Source organism: Piscinibacterium candidicorallinum, assembly GCF_047549485.1.
GTDB lineage: Bacteria > Pseudomonadota > Gammaproteobacteria > Burkholderiales > Burkholderiaceae_C > Piscinibacterium > Piscinibacterium candidicorallinum.
This window is the reverse complement of sequence record NZ_CP180191.1, coordinates 1,458,054-1,481,014: the sequence shown is the minus strand read 5'-3', so window position 1 is coordinate 1,481,014 and position 22,961 is coordinate 1,458,054. Positions and strand designations below refer to the sequence as shown.

At 65.6% G+C, this 22,961-nt stretch carries 21 protein-coding genes, 4 tRNA genes and 1 other RNA gene; 14 read left to right on the top strand and 12 right to left on the bottom strand.

Annotation, left to right across the window (positions count from 1 at the left end; all coding sequences use genetic code 11):
* Positions 1 to 17: 17 nt before the first annotated feature.
* Entirely contained in the window at positions 18 to 941 is a 924-nt protein-coding gene (locus tag ACMDW7_RS06660) for a PP2C family protein-serine/threonine phosphatase (protein WP_377302165.1), read from the bottom strand.
* A gap of 12 nt (positions 942 to 953) precedes the next feature.
* Positions 954 to 2,075: a serine/threonine protein kinase gene (locus tag ACMDW7_RS06655; RefSeq protein WP_377302167.1), complete on the bottom strand. Its 1,122-nt coding sequence runs from the start codon at positions 2,073 to 2,075 to the stop codon at positions 954 to 956.
* A 171-nt stretch (positions 2,076 to 2,246) separates the two neighbouring features.
* Here ACMDW7_RS06655 and ACMDW7_RS06650 point away from each other — a divergent pair, with 171 nt between their 5' ends.
* The 4 genes from ACMDW7_RS06650 to ACMDW7_RS06635 all read left to right on the top strand — a co-directional run bounded on the left by ACMDW7_RS06650 (position 2,247) and on the right by ACMDW7_RS06635 (position 6,519).
* The gene (locus ACMDW7_RS06650; RefSeq protein ID WP_377302169.1) at positions 2,247 to 3,170 is read left to right on the top strand and encodes a YicC/YloC family endoribonuclease; all 924 of its coding nucleotides are present in this window, start codon (positions 2,247 to 2,249) and stop codon (positions 3,168 to 3,170) included.
* Positions 3,171 to 3,198: 28 nt separating this feature from the next.
* Positions 3,199 to 3,840, top strand: coding sequence for a guanylate kinase (gene gmk, locus ACMDW7_RS06645; RefSeq protein ID WP_377302171.1), 642 nt, complete (start codon positions 3,199 to 3,201; stop codon positions 3,838 to 3,840).
* A 49-nt stretch (positions 3,841 to 3,889) separates the two neighbouring features.
* Positions 3,890 to 4,093 (top strand): DNA-directed RNA polymerase subunit omega, encoded by a 204-nt coding sequence (rpoZ, locus tag ACMDW7_RS06640; protein ID WP_054123989.1) that lies wholly within the window; start codon positions 3,890 to 3,892, stop codon positions 4,091 to 4,093.
* A gap of 176 nt (positions 4,094 to 4,269) precedes the next feature.
* The gene (locus ACMDW7_RS06635; protein ID WP_377302173.1) at positions 4,270 to 6,519 is read left to right on the top strand and encodes a RelA/SpoT family protein; all 2,250 of its coding nucleotides are present in this window, start codon (positions 4,270 to 4,272) and stop codon (positions 6,517 to 6,519) included.
* Between the two features lie 211 nt (positions 6,520 to 6,730).
* On the opposite strand, the gene greB is transcribed toward ACMDW7_RS06635, so the two are convergent.
* From greB to ACMDW7_RS06615, 4 genes are all read right to left on the bottom strand, one after another.
* Positions 6,731 to 7,282, bottom strand: a complete 552-nt coding sequence (gene greB, locus ACMDW7_RS06630; RefSeq protein WP_377302175.1) for a transcription elongation factor GreB — start codon at positions 7,280 to 7,282, stop codon at positions 6,731 to 6,733.
* A gap of 62 nt (positions 7,283 to 7,344) precedes the next feature.
* Positions 7,345 to 7,420 (bottom strand) — tRNA-His (locus ACMDW7_RS06625).
* Between the two features lie 55 nt (positions 7,421 to 7,475).
* Positions 7,476 to 7,552 (bottom strand) — tRNA-Arg (locus tag ACMDW7_RS06620).
* 44 nt (positions 7,553 to 7,596) lie between these two features.
* A tRNA-Pro gene (locus ACMDW7_RS06615) sits at positions 7,597 to 7,673 on the bottom strand.
* Between the two features lie 430 nt (positions 7,674 to 8,103).
* Between ACMDW7_RS06615 and ACMDW7_RS06610 the strand changes: the two genes are divergently transcribed.
* On the top strand, positions 8,104 to 9,351 hold the full coding sequence (locus tag ACMDW7_RS06610) for an aspartate kinase (RefSeq protein ID WP_377302177.1): 1,248 nt from the start codon (positions 8,104 to 8,106) through the stop codon (positions 9,349 to 9,351).
* Between the two features lie 320 nt (positions 9,352 to 9,671).
* On the opposite strand, the gene ACMDW7_RS06605 is transcribed toward ACMDW7_RS06610, so the two are convergent.
* Positions 9,672 to 9,763, bottom strand: a tRNA-Ser gene (locus ACMDW7_RS06605).
* Between the two features lie 95 nt (positions 9,764 to 9,858).
* On the opposite strand from ACMDW7_RS06605, the gene ACMDW7_RS06600 reads away from it, so the two are divergent.
* Positions 9,859 to 10,362 carry a cupin domain-containing protein gene (locus ACMDW7_RS06600; protein WP_377302179.1) on the top strand — a complete coding sequence of 168 codons (504 nt, stop codon included), beginning with the start codon at positions 9,859 to 9,861 and terminating at the stop codon, positions 10,360 to 10,362.
* The gene (locus tag ACMDW7_RS06595; protein ID WP_377302181.1) at positions 10,359 to 10,634 is read left to right on the top strand and encodes a hypothetical protein; all 276 of its coding nucleotides are present in this window, start codon (positions 10,359 to 10,361) and stop codon (positions 10,632 to 10,634) included. Before ACMDW7_RS06600 ends, ACMDW7_RS06595 begins: the two co-directional genes overlap by 4 nt.
* A 158-nt stretch (positions 10,635 to 10,792) precedes the next feature.
* Here ACMDW7_RS06595 and ACMDW7_RS06590 read toward each other — a convergent pair whose 3' ends face one another.
* The 3 genes from ACMDW7_RS06590 to ACMDW7_RS06580 all read right to left on the bottom strand — a co-directional run bounded on the left by ACMDW7_RS06590 (position 10,793) and on the right by ACMDW7_RS06580 (position 13,130).
* Positions 10,793 to 11,638 (bottom strand): SIR2 family NAD-dependent protein deacylase, encoded by an 846-nt coding sequence (locus ACMDW7_RS06590; protein WP_377302183.1) that lies wholly within the window; start codon positions 11,636 to 11,638, stop codon positions 10,793 to 10,795.
* Positions 11,639 to 11,947: 309 nt separating this feature from the next.
* Positions 11,948 to 12,316, bottom strand: a transfer-messenger RNA (tmRNA) gene (ssrA, locus tag ACMDW7_RS06585).
* Between the two features lie 34 nt (positions 12,317 to 12,350).
* Positions 12,351 to 13,130, bottom strand: coding sequence for a FadR/GntR family transcriptional regulator (locus ACMDW7_RS06580; RefSeq protein WP_377302185.1), 780 nt, complete (start codon positions 13,128 to 13,130; stop codon positions 12,351 to 12,353).
* Positions 13,131 to 13,513: 383 nt separating this feature from the next.
* Between ACMDW7_RS06580 and ACMDW7_RS06575 the strand changes: the two genes are divergently transcribed.
* The 3 genes from ACMDW7_RS06575 to ACMDW7_RS06565 all read left to right on the top strand — a co-directional run bounded on the left by ACMDW7_RS06575 (position 13,514) and on the right by ACMDW7_RS06565 (position 17,361).
* On the top strand, positions 13,514 to 13,969 hold the full coding sequence (locus tag ACMDW7_RS06575; RefSeq protein WP_377302187.1) for a hypothetical protein: 456 nt from the start codon (positions 13,514 to 13,516) through the stop codon (positions 13,967 to 13,969).
* Positions 13,970 to 14,161: 192 nt separating this feature from the next.
* Complete coding sequence (locus ACMDW7_RS06570) at positions 14,162 to 15,502, top strand: Hsp70 family protein (RefSeq protein WP_377302189.1); 1,341 nt, start codon at positions 14,162 to 14,164, stop codon at positions 15,500 to 15,502.
* A 281-nt stretch (positions 15,503 to 15,783) separates the two neighbouring features.
* Positions 15,784 to 17,361, top strand: coding sequence for a methyl-accepting chemotaxis protein (locus ACMDW7_RS06565; RefSeq protein WP_377302191.1), 1,578 nt, complete (start codon positions 15,784 to 15,786; stop codon positions 17,359 to 17,361).
* Between the two features lie 79 nt (positions 17,362 to 17,440).
* Here the strand turns inward: ACMDW7_RS06565 and ACMDW7_RS06560 are convergent, their stop codons facing one another.
* Complete coding sequence (locus ACMDW7_RS06560; protein WP_377302193.1) at positions 17,441 to 18,280, bottom strand: sugar nucleotide-binding protein; 840 nt, start codon at positions 18,278 to 18,280, stop codon at positions 17,441 to 17,443.
* Positions 18,281 to 18,434: 154 nt separating this feature from the next.
* On the opposite strand from ACMDW7_RS06560, the gene ACMDW7_RS06555 reads away from it, so the two are divergent.
* Positions 18,435 to 19,487, top strand: a complete 1,053-nt coding sequence (locus tag ACMDW7_RS06555) for a CDP-6-deoxy-delta-3,4-glucoseen reductase (protein ID WP_377302195.1) — start codon at positions 18,435 to 18,437, stop codon at positions 19,485 to 19,487.
* 70 nt (positions 19,488 to 19,557) lie between these two features.
* A complete protein-coding gene (locus tag ACMDW7_RS06550; protein WP_414859629.1) occupies positions 19,558 to 20,190 on the top strand; it encodes an FMN-binding negative transcriptional regulator in 633 nt (210 codons plus the stop codon).
* 32 nt (positions 20,191 to 20,222) lie between these two features.
* Here ACMDW7_RS06550 and ACMDW7_RS06545 read toward each other — a convergent pair whose 3' ends face one another.
* Positions 20,223 to 20,627: a GlcG/HbpS family heme-binding protein gene (locus ACMDW7_RS06545; protein WP_377302199.1), complete on the bottom strand. Its 405-nt coding sequence runs from the start codon at positions 20,625 to 20,627 to the stop codon at positions 20,223 to 20,225.
* 162 nt (positions 20,628 to 20,789) lie between these two features.
* On the opposite strand from ACMDW7_RS06545, the gene ACMDW7_RS06540 reads away from it, so the two are divergent.
* Positions 20,790 to 21,986 (top strand): DUF2863 family protein, encoded by a 1,197-nt coding sequence (locus ACMDW7_RS06540; RefSeq protein ID WP_377302201.1) that lies wholly within the window; start codon positions 20,790 to 20,792, stop codon positions 21,984 to 21,986.
* A 147-nt stretch (positions 21,987 to 22,133) separates the two neighbouring features.
* Positions 22,134 to 22,865 (top strand): hypothetical protein, encoded by a 732-nt coding sequence (locus ACMDW7_RS06535; protein ID WP_377302202.1) that lies wholly within the window; start codon positions 22,134 to 22,136, stop codon positions 22,863 to 22,865.
* Positions 22,866 to 22,961: the final 96 nt, after the last annotated feature.

Sequence of the window (22,961 nt, the reverse complement as noted above, 5' to 3'; positions counted from 1 at the left end):
GGGCCGACAGCGAGGTGCTAGCGGCGCGGCTTGGGCGGCGCCGGCTTTTCGGTGCGCTGGATGGCAGCGCGGATTTCATCCACGGCTGCATCGATCTCAGCCTCGCTGATCGCCGCAGTCATGGGACTCGCTGGAAGAATCTGGGCGGTGGTCTCATAGCCCCCCGTCCGTGTAGAAGCACCTTCGAAATCCGGGGACGCCCCCATGCCAGCCCAATGCACGGCCAGCGCGGTGGCGTTGTCGCAGCTGCTCCCACCTTCGATCACGGCCTGATCAAGCAGCACGGGAACGGACTTGGCCACGTCATCATGGCCCAGCATCCGCGCCATCTCGTCGTCGTGCAGGTTGGACCAGACCCCGTCTGAGCACAGCAGCAGACGGTCACCATTCTTGAGGACCGTCGGCGTGCCATGTTCGACAAGCGGCGTCTGCGGTGAACCCAGACAATTGAACAGCTTGTTGCGATCCGGGTGGTGCGCGGCATCCATGCCCATGGCCACACCCTGCGCCTGCAGCAACTCATACTTGGAGTGGTCCCGCGTGCGCAGCAATTGACGCCCCTTGCGGAATACGTACAAGCGCGAGTCACCTGCATGGGCCCAGAACGCCGTGCCATGCTGGATCACGCAGGCTACGGCGGTCGTGCGCGGGGACTCCGGAAACCGCTGCGCGATCGTGCGCTCGCCAATCGCGTTGTGTGCGTCGACGAACGCGTCCTCCAGGAACGCCGAGGGATTTCTCAGAAACGGCAGCGCTTCTGCGGCAAACCGCGAGGTGATCACCTCAACGGCGAGCTGTGCTGCGACCTCACCGCCGAAATGCCCCCCCATGCCATCGCACACCACCAGCAGCAACGCTTCCTTCGTGAACTGGTATGCCATGCGGTCCTGGTTGACCTGGCGGCCACCACGGCGCGAATCCTGAAAGACCGAAAAGCGCATGCGTGCCAGGCCTCAGACCTTGTCCAAGGTCTTCTGCTCGGTCGCGGCGGGTTCCTGGCCCCCCACCTGTGCCGGTGTGTTGCCCGAGCGCGCGATCTTGCTCTTCTTGTTGCCCCAGAGCAGCGCAGTGGCTTGCTGGTGCTTGGGATTGACCACCTGCTCCGCGCTGCGCTGGCGGCGGTTCAGCACGTGACGCACCGAACTCATGATCCGCGCAAACAGCGGCGGCCTGACGTCCTCCGTGACGCGCTCGGTCAACGCCTTCTGCAGCGCAAAGACACTCTGTGGCCGCTTGGACAGATCCATGTCCAGACACCAGCGCGTCACTTCGATCAGCTCGTCGCTGTATATGCCACGCAGGGACTTGTAGGCGGCTTCCATGCGATCGTTGCCCTTGCGGACGTCGGCGGCCTGAGGCGGCAGGCCAGCCATGCACGAGAACATGCAGGCTCCCAAGGCATATACATCCGTCCAGGGGCCCAGCTGTCCACCCTTCTGGTACATCTCCGGCGCGGCGAAGCCCGGCGTGTACATCGGAAACAGGCGCGAGGAGTCCGCATTCAACGTCGTGCGTGCCGCGCCGAAGTCCAGGATGATCGGCGAGCCGTCGCGCCGCAGATAGATGTTGGCCGGCTTCAGGTCCAGGTGCAGCAGCTTGTTGGCATGCACCTCGCGAAGACCATTCATGACCTGCATGAAGGTGCTTCGGATGAACGCTTCCGACAGAATTTCCTTTTCGCCCTTGTCGCGGTACTTCAGGATGATTTCCTGCAGCGAGCGACCCGACTCATAAGCCATGACCATGTAGACGGTCTCATGGGCTCGGAAGAAATTCACCACCCGCACCACGTTGGGGTGGTAGATGCGAGCCAGTACCCGGCCTTCCTCGAAGAAGCAACGCAGACCGAGCCGGAAGGTGGCCTGATGCTCGGCCTTGATCTCCGGAATCAACTGACCTTCGTCGCGCTTGGCCAGACTCGCCGGCAGGTATTCCTTGATGGCGACCGGGTTGTTGTCCTCGTCGTAAGCAAGATACACAAAGCTGAAGCCGCCCGAAGACAACTTCTTCACCACGCGATACCCGGCAATCTCCATGCCTTCGGGTAGGGGGGCGTTTTTGCTTTTGCTGGACATACGTTGGGCAGGCGGGTGCGCGCGAGCGGACCGGACGATCGACAGGGGCGGAGTGTAAGCGCTGAATGTAGACAGTTGAGCACTTTTCCTTCGGTAGCACGCGGGAACTCTTAAGTCTTGTCACATCGAACGCACGGTTTCCGACCTCGACGGGTTGCCTAAAATTGCCGGATGAGCACACAAGATCGCGCACGCTCCGTGCGCAGCATGACCGGCTATGGCCACGCGGATCAGGAGCATCAGGGCTGGCGCCTGGGGATCGAGATCCGCAGCGTCAACAGCCGCTTTCTGGATCTCACCATCAAGGCTCCGGAAGACGTTCGCTCCCTGGAGTCGGCATTGCGCGAACTGGTGCAGTCGCGCCTCGCGCGCGGAAAAGTGGAACTTCGAGTCAACCTGAAGCGCGAGCAGACAACGGGCACCGATCAGCTGGACAACACCGCCATGCAGCGCTTTGCCGCGGTATGGAATCAGGCCCGCGCTGCCGTGCCGAACCTGCGCGATCCCGGCCTGGGCGACGTGCTGGGCTGGCCAGGCGTGCGCGCGACTGAGAACTTCGATGCTGAAGCACTGCGCCCTGCCCTGCTGGACGCGGCGCAGCGCGCGGTGGCAGCGCTGATCGCCGCGCGCGAACGCGAGGGCGCCGCCTTGGCTGCGACGATGGCCGATCGCGTCGGACAGATGCGAACGATCGCCGCTACGCTGAAGACCGAGCTGCCCGCTGTGCTGGAGCAGACCCAGGCCAAAATCACCGAACGCATGGAAGCGGCGCTGGGGCTGGTCGCTGGCCGCAGTGGCGCAGCCATCACGGCGGACGAAGCGCGTGAGCGGATTCGCCAGGAAGTGGTGATGATCGGCATGCGGATCGACGTCGCCGAAGAACTGGACCGCCTGCAATCGCACTGCAACGAGGTGGACCGGCTGCTCGCCTCCGGGAAGGAAGCCGGCAAGCGCCTGGACTTCCTCATTCAGGAGATGCACCGAGAGGCAAACACCCTCGGCTCCAAAATGGTTTCCGAGCGCTTCTCGCAGGCCTCCATTGACCTGAAGGTCCTGATCGAGCAGCTTCGCGAGCAGGTACAGAACATCGAATAAGCCGGCAAGGCGCTGCGCAGGAAATCACATGGCAGGCAAAGGTTCCGTTTTCATGGTCGTGGCGCCTTCGGGTGCCGGCAAGTCCTCATTGGTCAATGCGCTGCTAGCCAAGGACCCGCATGTGCGCTTGTCTGTCTCGCACACCACTCGGGCTCCGCGGCCCGGTGAGCAGAACGGGCGCGAGTACCACTTTGTGGACGTGCCGACGTTCCAGAAGATGCAGGCGGCGCACGACTTTCTGGAAAGCGCAGAGGTGCACGGCAACTACTACGGCACCTCAAAGCGTTGGATCGCCGAGCAGACGGCCGCTGGCGAGGATGTGCTGCTGGAGATCGACTGGCAGGGCGCGCGGCAGGTGCGCAAGCAGTTTCCGCATGCCGTGGGCGTGTTCATCCTGCCGCCAAGCATCGAGGCGCTGGAAGCCCGGCTGCACGCTCGCGGGCAGGACTCCGCCGCAGTGATTGCACGCCGCCTGCTGGCCGCCGGCAGCGAGATGGCGCACGCCCCGGAATTCGAATATGTTATTATTAATCAAGAGTTTAGCGACGCTTTGAGGGCACTTGAAGCGATCGTGAACGCCACCCGCCACCGCTTTTCGGTGCAGGCTGCGCGCTACGCCTCCACGTTCGCGCAGCTGGGGGTCGGCGGCTCCCAGACGCTCGCGGATTGATCGCTGTCCTTCCTGTCCGCGCAGTTCAAAGCCCTTTTTCGAGACATCCATGGCCCGCATCACCGTTGAAGACTGCCTCGAGCAGATCCCCAACCGCTTCCAACTGACCCTGGCCGCCACCTATCGCGCCCGCCAGCTCGCTCAGGGCCACACCCCGAAGATCGAGACCAAGGACAAGCCCACGGTGTCCGCGCTGCGAGAGATTGCAGCGGGCAAGACCGGCATCGAGATGCTCAAGAAGGTGCCCATCTAAGGCGTACCGCATGACCGGCCGGGAACGGGGCGGGCTGCTCAAGCCCGGAACGAGCCTCAAGCACTTCCCGGCCTGCAAGGCCCCCTCTTCCTCGACTCCATCATCGCTGTTCGGCTGCTCGCAGCTTGAGCACGCGCAGCCTGCGCTCGAGGCGCTGTGCTACAAGTCAGTGGCACATGCTTGAAACCGTTCGCTCCCTGTTCGGCCCGCGCTTTCGCAAGAGCGCCGGGGCTGAAGTCGCGCCTGCCGCCGGCAAGGTCGAGGCGTCCTTTGCCAAGCCAGCCAGCGAAGCTGCGATCAGCTTTGCCCAGCTCGCCGAGGAGCTGAAGGCCTACCTGCCGCCGCGCGACGTGAAGGCCGTCTTCGAAGCCTTCAAGGTGTCGGATTCCGGCCATCTGGGTCAAGTGCGGGCCAGCGGCGAGCCCTACATCACCCACCCGATTGCCGTGGCGCGTATCTGCGCCGGCTGGCGGCTGGACGTGCAGGCGCTGCAGGCTGCGCTGCTGCATGACGTGCTGGAAGACACCGAGGTGGACCGGGCACTCATCACTGAGAAGTTCGGCGCCACGGTGGCCGATCTCGTCGATGGCCTGTCCAAGCTGGACCGGCTCGAATTCACCACCCGCGAGCAGCAGCAGGCCGAGAGCTTCCGAAAGATGCTGCTGGCCATGTCGCGCGATATCCGCGTGATCCTCGTCAAGCTGGCCGATCGCCTGCACAACATGCGCACGCTGGGCGCCATGGCGGGCGAGAAGCGGCGCCGCATCGCGCATGAGACGATGGATATCTACGCGCCCATCGCCCACCGCCTGGGCCTGAATCAGGTCTATCGCGAGCTGCAGGACATGTCGTTTGCGAACATGTTCCCGATGCGGCACGACGTGCTGGAGAAGGCCGTTGCGGCGAACCGGCGCAACCGGCGCGAACTGGTCGGCAAGGTGCTCACATCTGTCGAGGAAGCGCTGAAGAAGTCCGGTCTGCCGGTCGAGGTGCATGGCCGCGAGAAGACGCTCTACGGCATCTACCGCAAGATGGTCAGCAAGCATCTGAGCTTCTCGCAGGTGCTGGACATCTACGGCTTTCGCGTGGTGGTGGAGAACGACGCGCAGTGCTACCTGGCTCTCGGTGCGATCCACGCGCTCTACAAGCCGGTGCCTGCCAAGTTCAAGGACTACATCGCCATCCCCAAGCTCAATGGCTATCAGTCCCTGCACACCACGGTGCGCGGGCCCTACGGCACGCCGCTGGAGTTCCAGATCCGCACACGCGACATGCACCGCATCGCCGAGTCCGGCGTGGCGGCGCACTGGCTGTACAAGACCAGCGGCGGCGACCTCTCCGAGGTGCAGCGCCAGACCATGGCATGGATGCAGTCCCTGCTCGACATCCAGTCCCAGACCGGGGATTCCTCCGAGTTCATCGAGAACGTCAAGATCGACCTCTTCCCGGACTCGGTCTACGTGTTCACGCCCATGGGCAAGATCGTCGCCCTGCCCCGCGGTGCCACAGCGCTGGATCTTGCCTACGCCGTGCACACCGCGATCGGCAACACGGCGATTGGCGCACGCATCAATGGCGAGGATGCGCCGCTGCGGTTCGAACTGCGCAGCGGCGACGTGGTCGAGATCACCACCAGCGAAGGCTCGCGCCCCAACCCCGCGTGGCTGACCTTCGTGCGCACCGGCCGCGCCCGCTCCGAAATCCGCCACGCCCTGAAGAGCGCCAACCGCGACGAAGCGGCGGCGCTGGGCGAGCGGCTGGTGAATCAGACGCTAAATTCACTCGGCGTCGCACCAGCGCAGCTCACGGCCGAGGCCTGGCAGCGCACCTTGTCGGACACCGGCAACAAGGTCCCGAAGGATCTCTATGCCGAGGTCGGCCAGGGCAAGCGCCTGCCCGCTGCCGTGGTGGCGCTGCTGCTGCGTGGCATCGAGGGCAACGAGGAGGCCGGCATCCCCGGCACGCAGCTCACGATCTCCGGCGCGGAGGGCGCAGCCGTGCAGTTTGCGGCCTGCTGCATGCCGATCCCCGGCGACGGCATCATGGCCGTGCTGGGCAAGGGACACGGCCTGCTGGTGCATTCGGCTGACTGTCAGGTAGCGCAGCGCCAGCGTCAGCGCGACCCGGAACGCTGGATCGACGTGGCCTGGGCCGAGAACCCGGAGCGCAGTTTCCCGGCGCGGGTGAAGATCCATGTGCACGAGGGCAAGGGCGTGCTGGCCAAGGTGGCCTCCGCGATTGCCGAGAACTCGGCCAACATCCTGCGCGTGAACAACGAGGAGGAGCCGGGCAAGAGCTCGACGATGGACCTCGTGATCGAGGTGGAAAGCCGGCCGCACCTGGCGCAGGTCTTCCGCTCGCTGCGGCGCATCCAGGCAGTGCTGCGCGTGCAGCGCCACCGCGCAGGCGAGCAGAGCACCGAGTAGCGCTCGCCCCCGGGCGCATGCGCCTTCAAGGCCGGCGCGCCATTTTCAACAATTGATTGATTTGTTTGCGCGTAACGCGCCTATTTTCAATCGATCCTTGTTAATAGAAATCTGCTGGTTTCCGCTTGCAGTAAGCGGATCCTGGGCTGTTTGGGCACCGCATTTTCGATAGTGCATCTCACGCCGCGGTCTTGGGCGCTGCCTACGCCAATCAGGTCGGATAGTGGATTTCCAGCACGTCCACTGGCTCCTTGCCGGCCGGCGTCTGGACATGCACGGTGTCGCCTTCGCGGGCCTTGAGCAGGGCGCGGGCGATCGGCGAGATCCAGCTCACGTCGCCCCGGGCCGGATCGACCTCATCAATGCCGACGATGCGCACGGTCTGCTCCGTGCCGTCGGCCCGGGCGATCAGCACCTGGGCGCCGAAGAACACCTGGTCGCGGTTGGGCTGGCGCGCCGGATCGACCACCTCGGCAATGTCCAGGCGCTTGCCCAGAAAGCGGATGCGGCGGTCGATCTCGCGCAGGCGCTTCTTGCCGTAGAGGTAGTCGCCATTCTCGGAGCGGTCGCCGTTGCTGGCGGCCCAGCTCACCACCTTTACCACTTCCGGGCGCTCGACATCGAGCAGGTGCAGCAACTCGTCCTTCAGGCGCTGATGGCCTGCCGGCGTGATGTAGTTCTTGCTGCCCGGCGGGATCGCGGGCGCGCCGGCTTCGACATCCTCGTCGTCGGCATCGGTCTCTTTGGTGAAGGCCTTGGACATGAAGATCGCTCGGTGGAATGCAAAAACGGGATTCAGGTGCAGACCTGAATCCCGTTCGTGTTTGGGGTGGCTTAGCGGGCTCGAACCGCCGACCCTCGGAATCACAATCCGATGCTCTACCAACTGAGCTAAAGCCACCGTAGAAAACTTGCCTCGGAGGGCCGCCTTGCCGCTGCACTGACCTCGACAGGACTGGCCTGCCCGAAGGGACTCGAACCCCTAACCCCCGGCTTAGAAGGCCGGTGCTCTATCCGGTTGAGCTACGGGCAGAATCCGTTTCAGTGAAGACTGCAGGTGCGTACTGCCTCGCAATCTGGTCGGGGTGGTGGGATTCGAACTCACGACCCCCTGCTCCCAAAGCAGGTGCGCTACCAGACTGCGCTACACCCCGAAAGCGTTGCATTGTAGCGAGAATCCCTGAGGCCCGCCAAACCGCCCTGCGCTCCACACGCGTCATGACCTGCCTCGCGCATTGCTGGCAGCCCCCTTGTGCGCTCTCGTGGGTGGTGAGCCAGGCGCTGCGGCCTGCTCGGATAAACTCGCGGCTTCGAGAGAGGGACGTCGCGCCTGATTGCCGTTGCCCGCCGCGCTTGCCAAGCGTCGCGTGCCTACCCCGGCGCAGTGCCTGACTCCGACACGGTGCGACCACGACGATCGAGCGGGCGCGCCGCACAAGACCGCAACGCTGGCCCCCAAGGCTGCGCACCCCAGAAGTCTGTCGCCTCCTCGTTGCTGTCATCGTTGTCATTGCAGGCACACACCCGCGCATCCGTCGGTCCGCTGTCAGGGCCAGGCTGCGCGCAACGAAGAACCAACGTCCCATGTCCCTGATTGTTCACAAGTACGGCGGCACGTCGATGGGCTCGATCGAGCGCATCAAGAACGTGGCCGCACGTGTTGCCAAGTGGTACGAGGCCGGCCACCAGCTCGTGGTCGTGCCCAGCGCCATGTCCGGCGAAACCAACCGCCTGATCGGCCTGGCCAAGGAGCTCATGCCCCAGCCCGATCCACGCGAGCTGGATGTCATTGCGGCCACCGGCGAGCAGGTGTCCGTCGGCTTGCTGGCCATGGCCCTGAAGGCCCGCGGCATCAAGGCCAAGAGCTATTGCGGCTGGCAGGTGCCCATCATGAGCGACGACGCCTTCACCAAGGCGCGCATCACCAGCATCGACGACAAGAAGATCCGCAAGGACCTCGATGACGGCTATGTCGTCATCGTTGCTGGCTTCCAGGGCGTGACCGACGACGGCCAGATCACCACGCTCGGCCGTGGCGGCTCGGACACCAGCGCCGTGGCTGTAGCCGCCGCGCTCAAGGCCGAGGAATGCCTGATCTACACCGACGTGGACGGCGTCTACACCACCGACCCGCGCGTGGTGCCCGAGGCGCGCCGCCTCACCAAGATCACCTTTGAAGAAATGCTGGAGATGGCCAGCCTGGGCTCCAAGGTGCTGCAGATCCGCAGCGTGGAGTTCGCCGGCAAGTACCGCGTCAAGACCCGCGTGCTCTCCAGCCTGACCGACCCGCACATGCCCCTGTCGGACGAAGCCATCTCCGGCACGCTCATCACTTTCGAGGAAGACGAACAAATGGAACAGGCCGTTGTTTCCGGAATCGCGTTCTCGCGCGACGAAGCCAAGATCACCCTCGTGGGCGTGCCCGACAAGCCGGGCATCGCCTATCAGATCCTCGGGCCGATTGCGGACGCCAACATCGACGTGGACGTGATCATCCAGAACACGTCCACCAACGGCTTCACCGACTTCTCCTTCACCGTGAGCCGCAACGAGTACGCCAAGGCCATGGACGTGATCGCCGGCGTGAAGAGCCGCCTGAACGCCAAGGAGGTCACCGGCGACACCAAGGTGGCCAAGGTCTCGATCGTCGGCATCGGCATGAAGAGCCATGTAGGCGTGGCCAGCACCATGTTCCGCAGCCTGTCCGAGGAAGGCATCAACATCCAGATGATCTCCACCAGCGAGATCAAGACCAGCGTGGTCATCGAGGACAAGTACATGGAGCTGGCGGTTCGGGCGCTGCACAAGGCGTTTGAGCTGGAGCAGGGGTAAGCGTTTTGGGCGCTCGCTAGATTCTTGGATCGGACGACGAGCGAGCGCTTTGCGCTCGCGGCGTTGCAAACAAATGGGGCTGCTCATCGAGCAGCCCCATTTGTTTGCAAGCAGCCAGCCCGAATTCGGCCACCTCGCCGGCACTGCGTGTCCGGCTCCTGGGCCCCGGAGCGGCCTGCAAGCCGCTCCTTTCGAATCCCTCTCGAACGACGAGAACCGCTTCCCCCTCCCGGAGGGGGGATCAGAGGGGGAAGCCGTCACCCTGCGGCACCGCCAGTACCAAAGCAAAGGGCCCCGTTTGGGGCCCTTTGCTTTGGTACTGGCGGAGTGAGAGGGATTCGAACCCTCGATGCGCTTTTGGGCGCATACTCCCTTAGCAGGGGAGCACCTTCGGCCTCTCGGTCATCACTCCGGAAAGCGCGCATTGTATCCCAGCCGCGATCCGTCTGCCCCGGCTGCAACCTGCCCCCGGCCTTCCGCCCTCCCCGCCCCAAGGAGCCCATGCCCATGAGCCTTGCAGACGAGCTGCGCGCCAAGCTGATCCGCAACTTCAACACGGCCCAAACAGAACCCTTTGAACGTGCGCCGCGCTACTCGGAGCAGTTCGCCTGCCTGACCGATGGCACCGCCGCACGCAAGCTGGGCTGCAGCCTGAGCATCGTGGCACCGGGCAAGCAGGCCTGCCCCTATCACCTGCACCATCACCAGGAAGAGATGTTCATCATCCTCGAGGGCACAGGCACGCTGCGTGTGGCCGGCGAGCTGCTGCCGATTGCGGCCGGCGATGTCATCACGATCCCGGCTGGGCCGGAGTATCCGCACCACATCCTCAACACCTCGGACGCGCCGCTGAAGTACCTCTCGCTCTCCACGCGCGAATACCCGGAGATCTGCGAATACCCGGACTCCGGCAAGCACTACGCCTTCACCCGCGCCGAGCCGGGCAAGCAGCGCTTTGCGGCCGTGCACCGTGCGGACTCCAAGCTGGACTACTGGGACGGTGAGCCGTGAGCACGCCGCCCGCCCACCACACAGGCGAGAAGCGCCAGATCATCGCCTGCCCGGAATGCGACTACCGCCCCACCCCACTGGACCGCTGGAGCTGCCTGCCGCGCTGTGGAACATCGTTCCACACCTTCTGGACGCGCGGCACCTGCCCCGGCTGCGGCCTGCAGTGGCCCTGGACGCAATGCCCCGCCTGCCAGAAGCGCTCACCGCATGAGCGCTGGTACCGCGTGCCCGAAGGCAGCGAGCAGGACGAAGCGCTGAGCGTACAGACCTGAAACGGCTGCAGTTTCAGCCATCTGATTCAATCATTTTCAGCCAAGAATCATCAAAACGGCACCAGCCGGATTGCCGCATGGCTGGTGCGGGACTCGGCATGATCGATCAACGAAAGCTGCCGTTTTCGTTCATTTTCAGATGAACGCTTACGCCAATTTCAGCCATCCAGCGTTGTAACCTGTGTGGCCAAGGCGTTCAGCGCCTCCAGGGCGCCCAGCCCCAGGCCCACATCCGCCGCGTCCTTCACCGCAGGCTCGCGCAGATTGATGCGCACCAGCCGCGCGCCGTGCTGCCAGCGCAGGCGCTCGGTGAACATGCGCACCGACGGAATCGCTGTCCCCGCGCCAATCTCAACGACCACCGGCCGCTGCACCTGCGCCAGCCAGGCCGCGGTGCGGCGGCTCTGCTGCACGCTGCGGTCAGGCACCCAGTCGGGGTCACCAAACATCAGCACATTGGGCCGCGCCAGCGCACCGCAATGCGGGCAGCGCGGCGGCGCGTTCAGCAGGCGGCAGGCGGTGGTGTCCACCTCGGGCACAAAGTCATCGGCGGGCCAGATGGCTGCGGTGCAGGCATCCAGGCACTGCATATGGTGGATGGACCCGTGGCACTCCTCCACCTCGGTGTCTGCAAAGCCCGCGCGCTGGAAGGCGCCGTCCACGTTGGAGGTGTACACCCGTACGCCGAAGGGCTTGCCCGCAGCCCAGCGCCGCAGGATCTCAAAGCCGGCATGCGGCCGCGTGGCGCGATACAGCTGCAGCCGGTGGCCATAGAAGCCCCAGGCCAGCGCGGGGTCCGTGCGGAAGGTGTCCGGGCAGGCGATGTCTTCAAAGTGCAGGCCGGCTCGTTCGAGCGCGGGATAGGCGCGCCAGAACCCTTGCGTGCCACGAAAGTCCGGCAGGCCGGAGTCCACACCCATGCCGGCGCCGGCGGCGATGACCAGCGCGTCGGCTTGGTTGATGAGGTGGGCGGCTTGGTTGAGGGCTTGGTCCCTGGCGGGCACGGAAGCACGTACTCCGATTTGGGGGAATGCGCAGTGCGGTTACCCCATTTGGGAACTGTGTGCCCCATTTTTGCGCTGGACTAGCGGGCTGGCGCTTCAGAGTACGCGACAACACTCTATGTGCAGAGGCGGGAATCGCCCTTGCAGGGCGCGGTTGCGCTTGCAAGCGCAACCCGGTCCGGCGGCGGCGAGCAGTGCTCGCCGAAACCCCGCCGGACCCCCGACGTCCGTCCCGGACGCGAGTTCGATTCCCGTACAGACTCGGCAAACCAAAGCAAAGGGCCCCAGTTGGGGCCCTTTGCTTTGGTTTGGTGGAGGCGGCGGGAATCGAACCCGCGTCCGCAAGCACTCTACAGGCAGTTCTACACGCTTAGCTTGTGCATTTGGATCTCATCTGCCGCATTGCCCACAAGCGGGCCGGCGGCAGACCAGTCACCTTGGATTTAAGCCGCGCTCAAGTGACCCGAGCGAGGCCGATTCTGGTTAGGTGACACTGCTGCGGGTTGCCCCGCCCGGCGTTCAGACCCACCGGTGCAGCGCTAGCCGCGATTAGGCGGCCAGTTTTACGTCAAACGTAGAGTCGTTGGCGTTTATTGCGTTTCTGATGTTTAACGAGGGTCCAGAACCTCGGCGTGCCCCACTCTGCTTTGCAACCCACGTCGAAACCAGGTCGCCCCCAGAGAGGCTTCAAGTATAGGCGGCAGGCTGCGTTTCAAGCAGGCAGCGCGTTGGCCGCACCGGCCTGCCCTGCGCTGGTGTCCCCATCCGTGTCTTGCGCCATGGCCGCCTCATGCAGGGCGCGGCGGAACTGTGTGTAGGTCTCGAAGGCCTGTTGGGCAGCGGGCAGGTCGCGTGCGTGCAGCGCGGCCAGCAGGGCTGCATGCTGCGCGGCGAGCTGGCTGCGCGCTTCGGGCGTGTGGTTCAAGCACGTACCCGCCGGCTGCAGCCCTTCGAGCAGGGCATAGCTGAAGTATTCGATGACCTTGTTGCCAGCGGCGCGCACCAGGGTGCGGTGAAACCGCAGTTCGGCCGCGCTGAAGGCGGCGGCGTCTGTGTCAGGCTGGCTGAGCGCGTCGAGCGCGGCCTGCAGCTCGGTCAGGTCATCGTCACTGCGGCGCTGGATGCTCAGGGCGAGCAGGTTGAGCTCGATGAGGCTGCGTGCTTCACAGATGGCGGCGGCATCAAACGCGCCGGTGCTGGTGAGCAGCAGCGCGGGCGTAATGAGGTTCATGCCCGCCTCGTGCAAGGTCGGGCAGTTTACGAAGTTGCCGCCGGCCGGCCCGCGCTTGGAGCGGATGAGGTTTTGCGCGGCCAGGCGCTTGAGCGCCTCGCGGATGGTGGGGCGCGAAACGCCGAAGCGCTCGGCCAGCTCGGCCTCGGTGGGCAGCTGCTGGTCGGCACGCAGGCGGCCTTCCTGGATCGCGCGGCGCAGTTGCTCCTCGATCTGCTTGGAGGCGCTTTCGGTGACGATCGAGTCGCAGGCAAACAGCATGGGCGGGCTTTCAGTGGGCAGCGGGTCGGCGAACCGGCTCAGACAGTGCAGGAGCAGTATTAGAACGATTTGTTTGACGTTTGACGCGGGGGAGCCGATGCCTACGGCATCAGGGACAGGCTGCGGTGCCTGCGCGAGCCGGTGAACCGCACACCTCGGGCGGGCTGGGACGCACCAGGCGAGCGCATTGAATGCAACTGGCAGCTCCGCGGTCGCCGCATAGGTTCAGGCCTGCACAGTCCGGCACTGGCCAGCTCGCCCAAAACACACAGACATTTGCTGGCGCATCGGATCAACTTGGACTAGGGTTAACCCGTATCCGCCGGGTGGTCCCCAGGGAGGGGGTCCATGCCACGGCGGGCTCGGCCTCCGTGGAGCGACGCATGGACACCCGTACCCCAGACCCCCAGCCCCACCCCGCTGCACACCAGGTCTCGCGCTTTGCGCAGTCGCTCAAGGCGCGCGGCTTTCGCTCCTGGTACGAGCGGCAACTGATCATCAGCCACGGCTTCATGGTTACTGGCCTGCTGTGTGTGGTGGCACTCGCCGCCTGGATCGAGGAGAGCCGGCAGCATGCTGCGCTGTCTGATCAGCTGATTGGCTTTGCCTTTGCGGCCCTGGGCGGCTGGTTCGGCCTGCAGTGTCTGCGGGAGTACCGGCGCAGCCTGATCACGGCAGAGTTCGTCAGCGGCCAGGCCTCCTGCCCCACGTGCGAAACCTACGGGCGCCTTACCGTGCTGGAGGCCGAGGGCGAACATGCCGTGCGCGTGCGCTGCAAGCACTGCGCCCATGAATGGCGGATTGAAGACACGCCGCAGCCAGCCAACACGGCTGACTGACCGCCCGGACCGCGGTGCAGGCTGCACGCCATCTGCATCGCGGGCGCTTCACTCCTTCCTGCGTGCTACAGTCGCGCCCCCTCGCGGGCTGCGCAGCACGGACCCACTGACCAGAACCGCCGGCGTGCGCCACGCACGACCGAGCGCCAACCGTCTGCGCCGCCCCAAGCACTCAGCGCGCGCACCCTCACCATGATCGCTCCCGCACCAGGGGCTCCCGCCAGCGGAGCCCAGGCCCCCCTGTCTTCATCGGCCGCGGCCGCTTTCTGCGCCATCGACTTCGGTACCAGCAACTCGGCCGTGGCCCTGCCGGCGGGGGCGGGCATTCGCCTCGTGCAGCTTGAACCGGGTCACGACACCATGCCCACCGCCGTGTTCTACGAGGCGGAGCTGGGCTCGAGCGAAGGCGGCAGCGACCGCGACGGCGCAAAGTTCGGCCGCGCGGCGATCGCGGCCTACATCGAGGGCCACGAAGGCCGCCTCATGCGCTCGATGAAGAGCGTGCTGGGCTCCTCGCTGGTGGAAGACACCACGGCCGTGGGCGACCGCGCCTACCGCTACATCGACATCATCAGTCACTACCTGCGCCACCTGAAGCAGCGCGCCGACCGCGACGCCGGCGCGCCGCTTGCGCGCGTGGTGCTCGGCCGGCCCGTGCACTTCGTGGATGACGACGCCCAGCGCGACGCACGTGCCCAGCAGGCGCTGGAAAGCGCCGCCCGCGCGGTGGGCTTTGCAGAGGTCGGATTCCAGTTCGAGCCGATTGCCGCGGCCTTTGACCATGAGTCCCGCATTGATCGCGAAGAACTGGTACTGGTGGCTGACATCGGCGGCGGTACGTCCGACTTCTCCCTCGTGCGCCTGTCGCCCGCGCGGCGCACCCAGCTGGATCGCAGCGCGGACATCCTCGCCAATCACGGCGTACACATTGCCGGCACAGACTTCGATTTCCGCGTGGAGCTGGAGGCCATCGTCCGCGAACTGGGCTTCAAGGCCATCGGCCCGGGCGGGCGCGAGGTGCCGAGCAAGACCTACTTCGAGCTGGCTACTTGGCACCTGATCAACACGCTCTACGCGCCGCTGCGCATGGCCGAGGTGGCGAGCCTCAAGAGCTTCTACGCCGAGCCGGTGCACCACGCACGGCTCATGCGCGTGCTGCATCGGCATCTGGGGCACGCGCTGATCGGCCTCGCGGAGCGCGCGAAGATCGATGTGGCGACGGGTGGCGAGACCCGCATTGATCTCTCGCTCATCGAGCCCGAGCTGGCGGTGCGCTTCAGCGCTGCGCGCCTGGCGCAGTGCATCGAATCCGACGTGCAGCGCGTGGTGGCCACCGGCCTTGAGACCGTGCGCCGCGCCGGCCTGGCGCCTGAGGCGGTGGACGCCATCTACTTCACCGGCGGCTCCACTGGCCTGGCCGTGCTGGCCGAGGCCATTGCCGCGCCATTCACGCGGGCGCGCAGCGTGTACGGCGAGAAATTTGCCAGCGTGGCCACGGGCCTGGGCATTCACGCGGCGCGGCTTTACGCCTGAAGATGCACGTGCGCCTGTCTGTCTGGGAGCGCAAGAGCGGCGTTGTTCGTGCGACCGCGATGAGACCCGCACGTTTCATTTCGATGACACACGCCGGGGTTTGAAGCCCTCATTCGATGCGTTTCGGACACGCGTTTCTCACGAGCTGAAATGGCGACCCGGAGGCGCCGAAACTGGACGCAGGAAGATCGCTTTTCAACAAATTGACAGTTCCAAACCTTCCTACGCTGCGAAGGTGAGCGCGGCATCCTGATCGCGCCGCTCCTCCATCAGGAACGATCATGATCAACTTTGTGCGCCGTGTATCGATCGGCACCCGTCTCTGGATCTTTGCAGCGCTGGCGCTGGCCGCCGTGCTCGGTATGGGCGCCGTCGGCGCAGGATCCATCTGGCAGGTCTACAACCTCAGCAAGACCTTCATCGACTCCGACTACGCGGCACGCTCCGCACTCGGCGACTTCCAGCAGTCCGTCGGCAACCTGCGTCGCTTCGAGAAGGACAGCTTCATCAACATCCACAACTACAACCCGGTGGAGTTGGCCAACTACAAGAAGCGGTGGGATGCAGAGCTCCAAAAGGCCAAGGACGCGTTGGGCCGCGTGAAGGAGCGCACAACCGACGCGCAGCAACTCACTGAGCTCGGGGCCGTCGCCAAGTCGCTAGACGAATACGCAAAGGGTTTCAACGAAGTCTTCAAGGAGATCGAGGCTGATGCGGTCAAGGATGCGGGCGTAGCCAATACCTTGATGGACATGCACAAGGCGCCCATTCGAGCGATCGATGCATGGCTGCGCGATCAGTCGGGCCGACTGGAGGCCGGCACCAAGGCGACCCGCACTTCGATCTCCGAGTCGGTGCACACCGCCGTTGCCGTCATGCTGGTCGTCACGGCGCTGGCAGGGCTGTTCGCCATCGGCATGGCGCTTGTGACCATCCGCTCCATCACTCGCCCCCTGGCACGCTCCACCCAGCACGCAATCGCCATCGCATCCGGAGACTTGACCCAACGACTACATACGCAGCATCACGACGAGGTCGCCGTGCTGCAGCGGGCGATGGACCAGATGACCGTGGCCTTGCAGGAGATCGTGCAACGGGTCCGTACGACTGCGGATGCCATCACCACGGCATCGGCCGAAGTCGCAACGGGCAACCAGGACCTGTCCTCGCGGACCGAGCAGACGGCGAGCAATCTGCAGCAGACCTCCAGCTCCCTGGCGCAGCTTTCGCAGACTGTGAACCAGAATGCCGATGCCGCCCGCACCGCCAGTCAGCTGGCAAGCAGCGCGTCCGGCGTGGCGCAGAAGGGCGGTGAGGTGGTGGGCCAGGTGGTCAACACCATGAGCGACATCAGCGCCGCCAGCAAGAAGATCAGCGAGATCATCGGCGTGATCGACGGCATCGCCTTCCAGACCAACATCCTGGCCCTGAACGCCAGCGTGGAGGCTGCCCGTGCCGGCGAACAGGGCCGCGGCTTTGCCGTGGTGGCCAGTGAGGTACGCAACCTCGCTCAGCGCAGTGCGGAAGCCGCCAAGGAGATCAAGACCCTGATTGGCGCCAGCGCCGAGAAGGTCGAGACCGGCAGCCAGCTGGTCGAGCAAGCCGGCGCCACCATGAACGAGATCGTGGCCAGCGTGCAGCGCGTCACCGACATGATCGGCGAGATCACGGCATCCACTACCGAACAGGCCAGCGGCATCACGCAGGTGAACCAGGCCGTGGGCCACCTGGACCAGATGACCCAGCAGAACGCTGCGCTGGTGGAGCAATCCGCTGCGGCGGCGGACAGCCTGAAGGACCAGGCAAATGGTCTGGCGCAAGCCGTCAGTGTGTTCCGCGTGCCAGCCACGGCTGGATAGCCATGACCGAAAACGGCGTAATCTCGGAAAGCATTAATCAGCTTCCCGCTTACCAGAAGCGGATTTCAGCTCAATTCCGCTATCCTATATAAGTGGCCGTTTTTGAAAACTCTGCATGCGCTGCGCTCACGCCCGACTGGACGGTCGGGTAGCGCAGCGCCACGCGCAGCTCGCGCTTGATGCGGCTGTTGTCCAGGCGCCGGCTCTCGCGCATGAAGCTCCACAACGCGGGCGAAACCTGAGCGCGCAGCTCGGCCACGGGCAAGCGCGGTGCGCGCGGCAGCGCGAAGGTTTCGGCCACGAGGTCGAAGTACTCGCCCATCTTCATTTCGCTGTCATCGCTGGCGTGGAAGACGCGGCCGCCGCGGGCGCGGAACAGCGCCGCAATGCACAGCCGGGCTAGATCGTCGGCGTGGATGTGATTGGTGAACACGTCGTCTGCAGCCTGAAGCGCAGGCGTGCCCTTCTCCAGACGCTCGATGGGCAGGCGGTTGGCGCCGTAGATGCCGGGCGCACGCAGGATGCTTGAGGCCAGGCCACCGCGCCGCGTCCGCTCGCGCAGCAGGCGCTCGGCTGCAACACGCCGCTTGCCGCGCGCAGACTCCGGTCGCACCGGCCGGGTTTCATCAAACCTGGCGCCGCCGCAATCGCCATACACGCCGCTGGTGGAGACATAGGCCAGACGCGTGCCAGCAAATTGCGCAAGAAAGCGCTGCAGGCGCGGATCACCCTCGCCTTCGTTGGGTGGCGGGGCCAGGTAGATGCACCAGCGCGCCAGGGCCGCGACATTGCGTCGCCGTTCTTGGGGGGCACCGCGATGGGCGTCGAGATCGAGCGCGGCCCAGCGCAGGCCCCGGGGGCGCGCATCGGCACTGCGCGCAGACCGGCCGGTCCCTGTGACCGCCATCCGACTGGTCATGATCTGGCTGACGCGAAGACCCACATCGCCACAGCCTAAAATCAAGAGCCTTGCCTGCCTGAAGGCCTGCGGCAAGGCACGGCGCGCGCTCAGCCTGCGCCGCGGCGCCGCCAGAACCCCTCGCTCCTCCCAGAACCCGATCTGCGCTTTTCTCATGAGCTTCAACGTCACGGTCCGTCCATCGAACAAGACCTTCGCCTGCCAACCCGGCCAGAGCGTACTTGAGGCCGCACTGGCCGCCGGCATCGTGCTGCCCTATGGCTGCAAGAACGGCGCCTGCGGCTCCTGCAAGGGCAAGGTACTCGCAGGCCACGTCACGCATGGCCCACACCAGCAAAGCGCTCTACCCCCGCACGAGCAGGCCGCCGGGAGCGCGTTGTTCTGCTGCGCCAAGCCCGACGGCGATCTGGAGATCGAAGCACGCGTCGTGGCCGCGGCGGGCGACATCCTGCCCAAGAAGATGCCCAGCCGCGTCAATGCCATCGAGCGCCTGAGTGATGACGTGATCCTACTCAAGCTGCAGCTGCCGGCCAACGAGAAGCTGCAGTTCTTTGCCGGCCAGTACCTGGAATTCATCCTGCGCGACGGCAGCCGCCGCAGCTACAGCATGGCCAACGCACCGCATGCCGAAGGCCCGGTGGAACTGCACATCCGCCACATGCCCGGCGGCAAGTTCACCGACGCGCTCTTTGGCGCTGCTGAGCCGCCGGTGAAGGAAAAGGACATCATGCGCATCGAGGTGCCGCTGGGCACCTTCTTCCTGCGCGAGGACACCACCAAGCCGATCGTGCTGCTGGCCAGCGGCACGGGCTTTGCGCCCATCAAGGCGATTGCCGAGCACATCTTCTTCAAGAACCTGCACACCAAGCGCGCCGTGCGCCTGTACTGGGGCGGCCGCCGCCCCAAGGACCTCTACATGGACACGCTGGTGCAGAGCTGGGTGCGGGACTACGCCATCGACTACGTGCCGGTGGTTTCGGATGCCCTGCCCGAAGACGGCTGGACCGGCCGCACCGGCTTTGTGCACCAGGCCGTGATGGCTGACCTGCCCGATCTGTCGGGCCACGAAGTCTATGCCTGCGGCGCGCCGATCATGGTGGACAGTGCCAAGCGGGACTTCACTGCAAAGTGCTTCCTGCCCGAAGACGCCTTCTACGCCGACAGCTTCACCAGCGCGGCGGATCTGGCCGGCGCGGTCAGCGGCTGAATCCGGCCTGTACGGGTCGATCCGGGCAAGCCAGCTCGCCCAACACCCGGCATGGGGCATCATGCGCCCCATGCGCTACAACCCTGCTTCCTTTGCCCACGGCGACCTTGCGGCCTGCCGGGAGATCATTGCCGCCCACCCCTTTGGCACCCTGATCACCAGCCGCGGCGCCGAGCCCTTGGTGACGCACTGCCCGATGGTCTGGGTGCAGGACGAACACGATCCGGCTAGCGCATGGATCGACGGCCACATCGCACGCCCGAACACGCATCACGAGCACTTTGACGGCGGCCCTGCCCTGGCCTGCTTCGTGGGCGCGCACAGCTACGTGTCACCCACCTGGTACAGCGAGCGCAAGAACGTGCCGACCTGGAACTACATCGCTGTCCATGTGACCGGCACGATCGAGCGCGTGGACGAACTGCCCGCGCGCGACGCCGTGCTCAAGCGCCTGATCGGCCACATGGAGCCGAGCTACATCGAGCACTGGCAGGGCCTGCCCGAGGACTACCAGCAGCGCATGCTGGGCGGGATTGTCGGCTTTCGGCTGCGCGTGCAGCGGGTGGAAGGCAAGTTCAAGCTCTCGCAGAACCGCCAGCCGGCGGATCGGGACGGCGTGCTCGCCGCCATGGATCGCCATGCCGAACAGGGCGACGGCGATGCTCGCGAACTCGCCGCCTGGATGCGGCGTCTTTCGGGCTGAGCAGGGCGCTGCCGCCTGCTCGCCCGCGGTGCTCAGCCCAGCGCCGCGATGCCCGCACGCGCGATCTGCGCGTCTTCCGGGCTCTTGACGCCGGACACGCCCACCGCACCCACGCACTGACCATCGACCATGATGGGCACGCCGCCTTCGAGCATCCCTTCGATGGTGGGCGCGCTCAGGAAGCTGTAGCGACCCTGATTGATGATGTCCTCGTAGATCTTGCTTTCGCGGCGGCCCAGGGCAGCTGTGTGTGCCTTGGCCGGTGCGATGTGCGCCGAGATCGGCGGCGCACCGTCCCGGCGCACCAGACCCAGCAGGTGCCCGCCGTCGTCCACCACGGCGATGGTGACGGCCCAGTTGTTGGCGGCGGCTTCCTTGTCGGCCGCGGCGATGATCTTGGCCACGTCGGCGGCTTGCAGAACAGACTTCGTGATCATGAATGGAGCTCCAGTGCTCGCTTGAATGCTTGATCCGGTGCTGCGCCGGCTTTGCTGCCGCGCCGCCCGGATGGAGCAGCGATAATAGGCAGCCCTGGCCGGCGCGGTGCTGACACCGCGCGGCAAGCAGCTTCAACCGCCATCTGTGGAATCCCGCGTTACATGTCCATGCGCCCCAACCGCACCACCAGCCGCCTGCCCCGCTCCTCGAATGCCGAGACGCTGATCAAGCTGGCCCAATCCCTCGCCCAGGCGGGTAGCCGCCTGGAAGACGAGTTCTGGTTTGCGCGCCTGACGGCCGAGATCGAGCGCCAGCTCGTGCACGGCAGCGACAACGCCATCCACGCCTCACTCGAATTCCTCTTCGGTAGCGAAGACCCGGCCCAGATCGGCGCCTACGAGGCCCTGGCCGATGCCGTGGAAACCAGCACCGAATCCATGCAGGTCACCATCGACGGCCAGCCGCATGACGTGCTGCTGATCGTCTGCCCGCTGATGGCCTGGTCGCGCGCGCAGATTGCGTCGGGCAAGGTGGCCCGGCCGACGCTGGAAGCGGTGCGCAACCAGCTGGCCGCCCACATCCTGGCGCACGGTGTGCGCCTGACCCTGGTGGAAGCCCTGTTCAGCCCGGACCAGATGCCGGAGGGTTATGTGTCCATCTACCGCCTGCTCAAGAAGTGTGCGCAGGCGCTGATGAATGGCGAGGAAGCGGTCAAGCGCCCGGACGACTGGCCCGAGGCGCAGGGCTTCCTCGCGGACTCGCGCTTTCTGATCGGGGCGATCGCCGCCCCGGCGGGCACAGCTTTGTTCAACTGGCAGGCCGAGGCCAAGCGCGCGGACTGCATCGAGCACTGGAAGCGCCAAGGCGGCGCGGCACTCGCCGGCATGCTGTCCAACTGCGCCTACGAAATGGTGGCACCCGGCGCCTTCTTCGACAGCACGCGCGGCGCCGAGCGCGAGATCCGCGGATTCTCGGTGCGGGCCAGCGTGAGCTTCTTGCACATGACCCTGGACCTCGCCCCGCCCGCCCAGACCGCCGCCGTGGCGCGTGTGAGCGACCGGGACTTCGAGGAGTACCGAATCGGCTTCATGAACGGCAAGGAGACCGAAGTGCTGCACGGCTGCATCTGGCCGCTGCTCGGCCCGGAGGTTGATTCCACCGAGGTGACGGACGATATCGACGCCACACTGCGCGAGGCCGGCATTACGAACATCGTGCACATCGACACCGTGCTGCCGGCGGAATACTGCGCCGACTGCGGCGCGCCGATGTACCCCAACCAGGACGGCGAACTGCTGCATGCCGAGCTGCCGGACGCCGACAGCGACGAGCACGGCCCGCCGCGGCATCTGCACTGAGCCCGCCCGCACCCGGCCGCCCGCCAAAGCGCTGATTTGCGCTGCCATGCGGCGGCTGATCGACCCATGCCGGCCAGGGCGCGGCGCCGACACTGCGCTGCGTGATCCCGTGGGGCTGGCCTGCGGGTCCGCGCTGCGAGTCCGCCCATGCCCCTGTTTCCCCGCTTCCATTCGCGCTCTGCACCGCTGCTGCTGAGCGCCTCTCTGCTTATGCTGCCTTGGGCGGCCCAGGCGGGACGGCCGCTCGCCACGGATGACGCGGGCACCGCACAACACGGCACCTGCCAGGTCGAGTTCTGGCAGGACCGGCAGCCTGACGCCAAGGACACGGTGCTCGCACCGGCGTGCGGCATGGCCGAGGGCGTCGAATTCGGGTTGGAGTACAGCCGGCCGAGCCCGCGCACCGATATCACGGCTGGCGCCGGTGCCGCCATGAAGTGGGTGCCCTCGGCGCTGAACTGGAAGACCCCTGCTGGCGAGGTGCAGGCCGGGCTCAAGCTGGCCGCCGCCTTCATCAAGCCGCGTGGCAGTGGCCTGAGACAGGCCGACGCTTCAGCGCTGGTGCTGCTGAGCTGGGCACCCGGCGAAGGGGTGGCTGCACACCTGAATCTGGGGCCGGGTTATGACCGCGCCAGTGGCAAGACCGCCGCGCTGGGCAACGTCGCGGTGGTCTACGCGCCCAACGACCGCGGACTGCTCTTTGCCGAGACCCTGCACAACAGTCGCAGTGCTGTGTTTGGCAGCGCCACGCACGTCGTGGGCGGCCGGGTATGGGTCAAGCCGGAGGTCTTCGGCATCGATCTCACTGCGGCGCGCACCCAGGGCAGCCGCCGGACGACCTGGGGCATCGGTCTGGGCTGGTATGGCATCAGCTTCTAAATTGACAATTTCGGCCAGCTCAACGTAGCAAGTAAATTCTGCCGGAACCCTGAACTGACATGCGGAAACCGCTTGAAGATCGATCAAATAAAGATT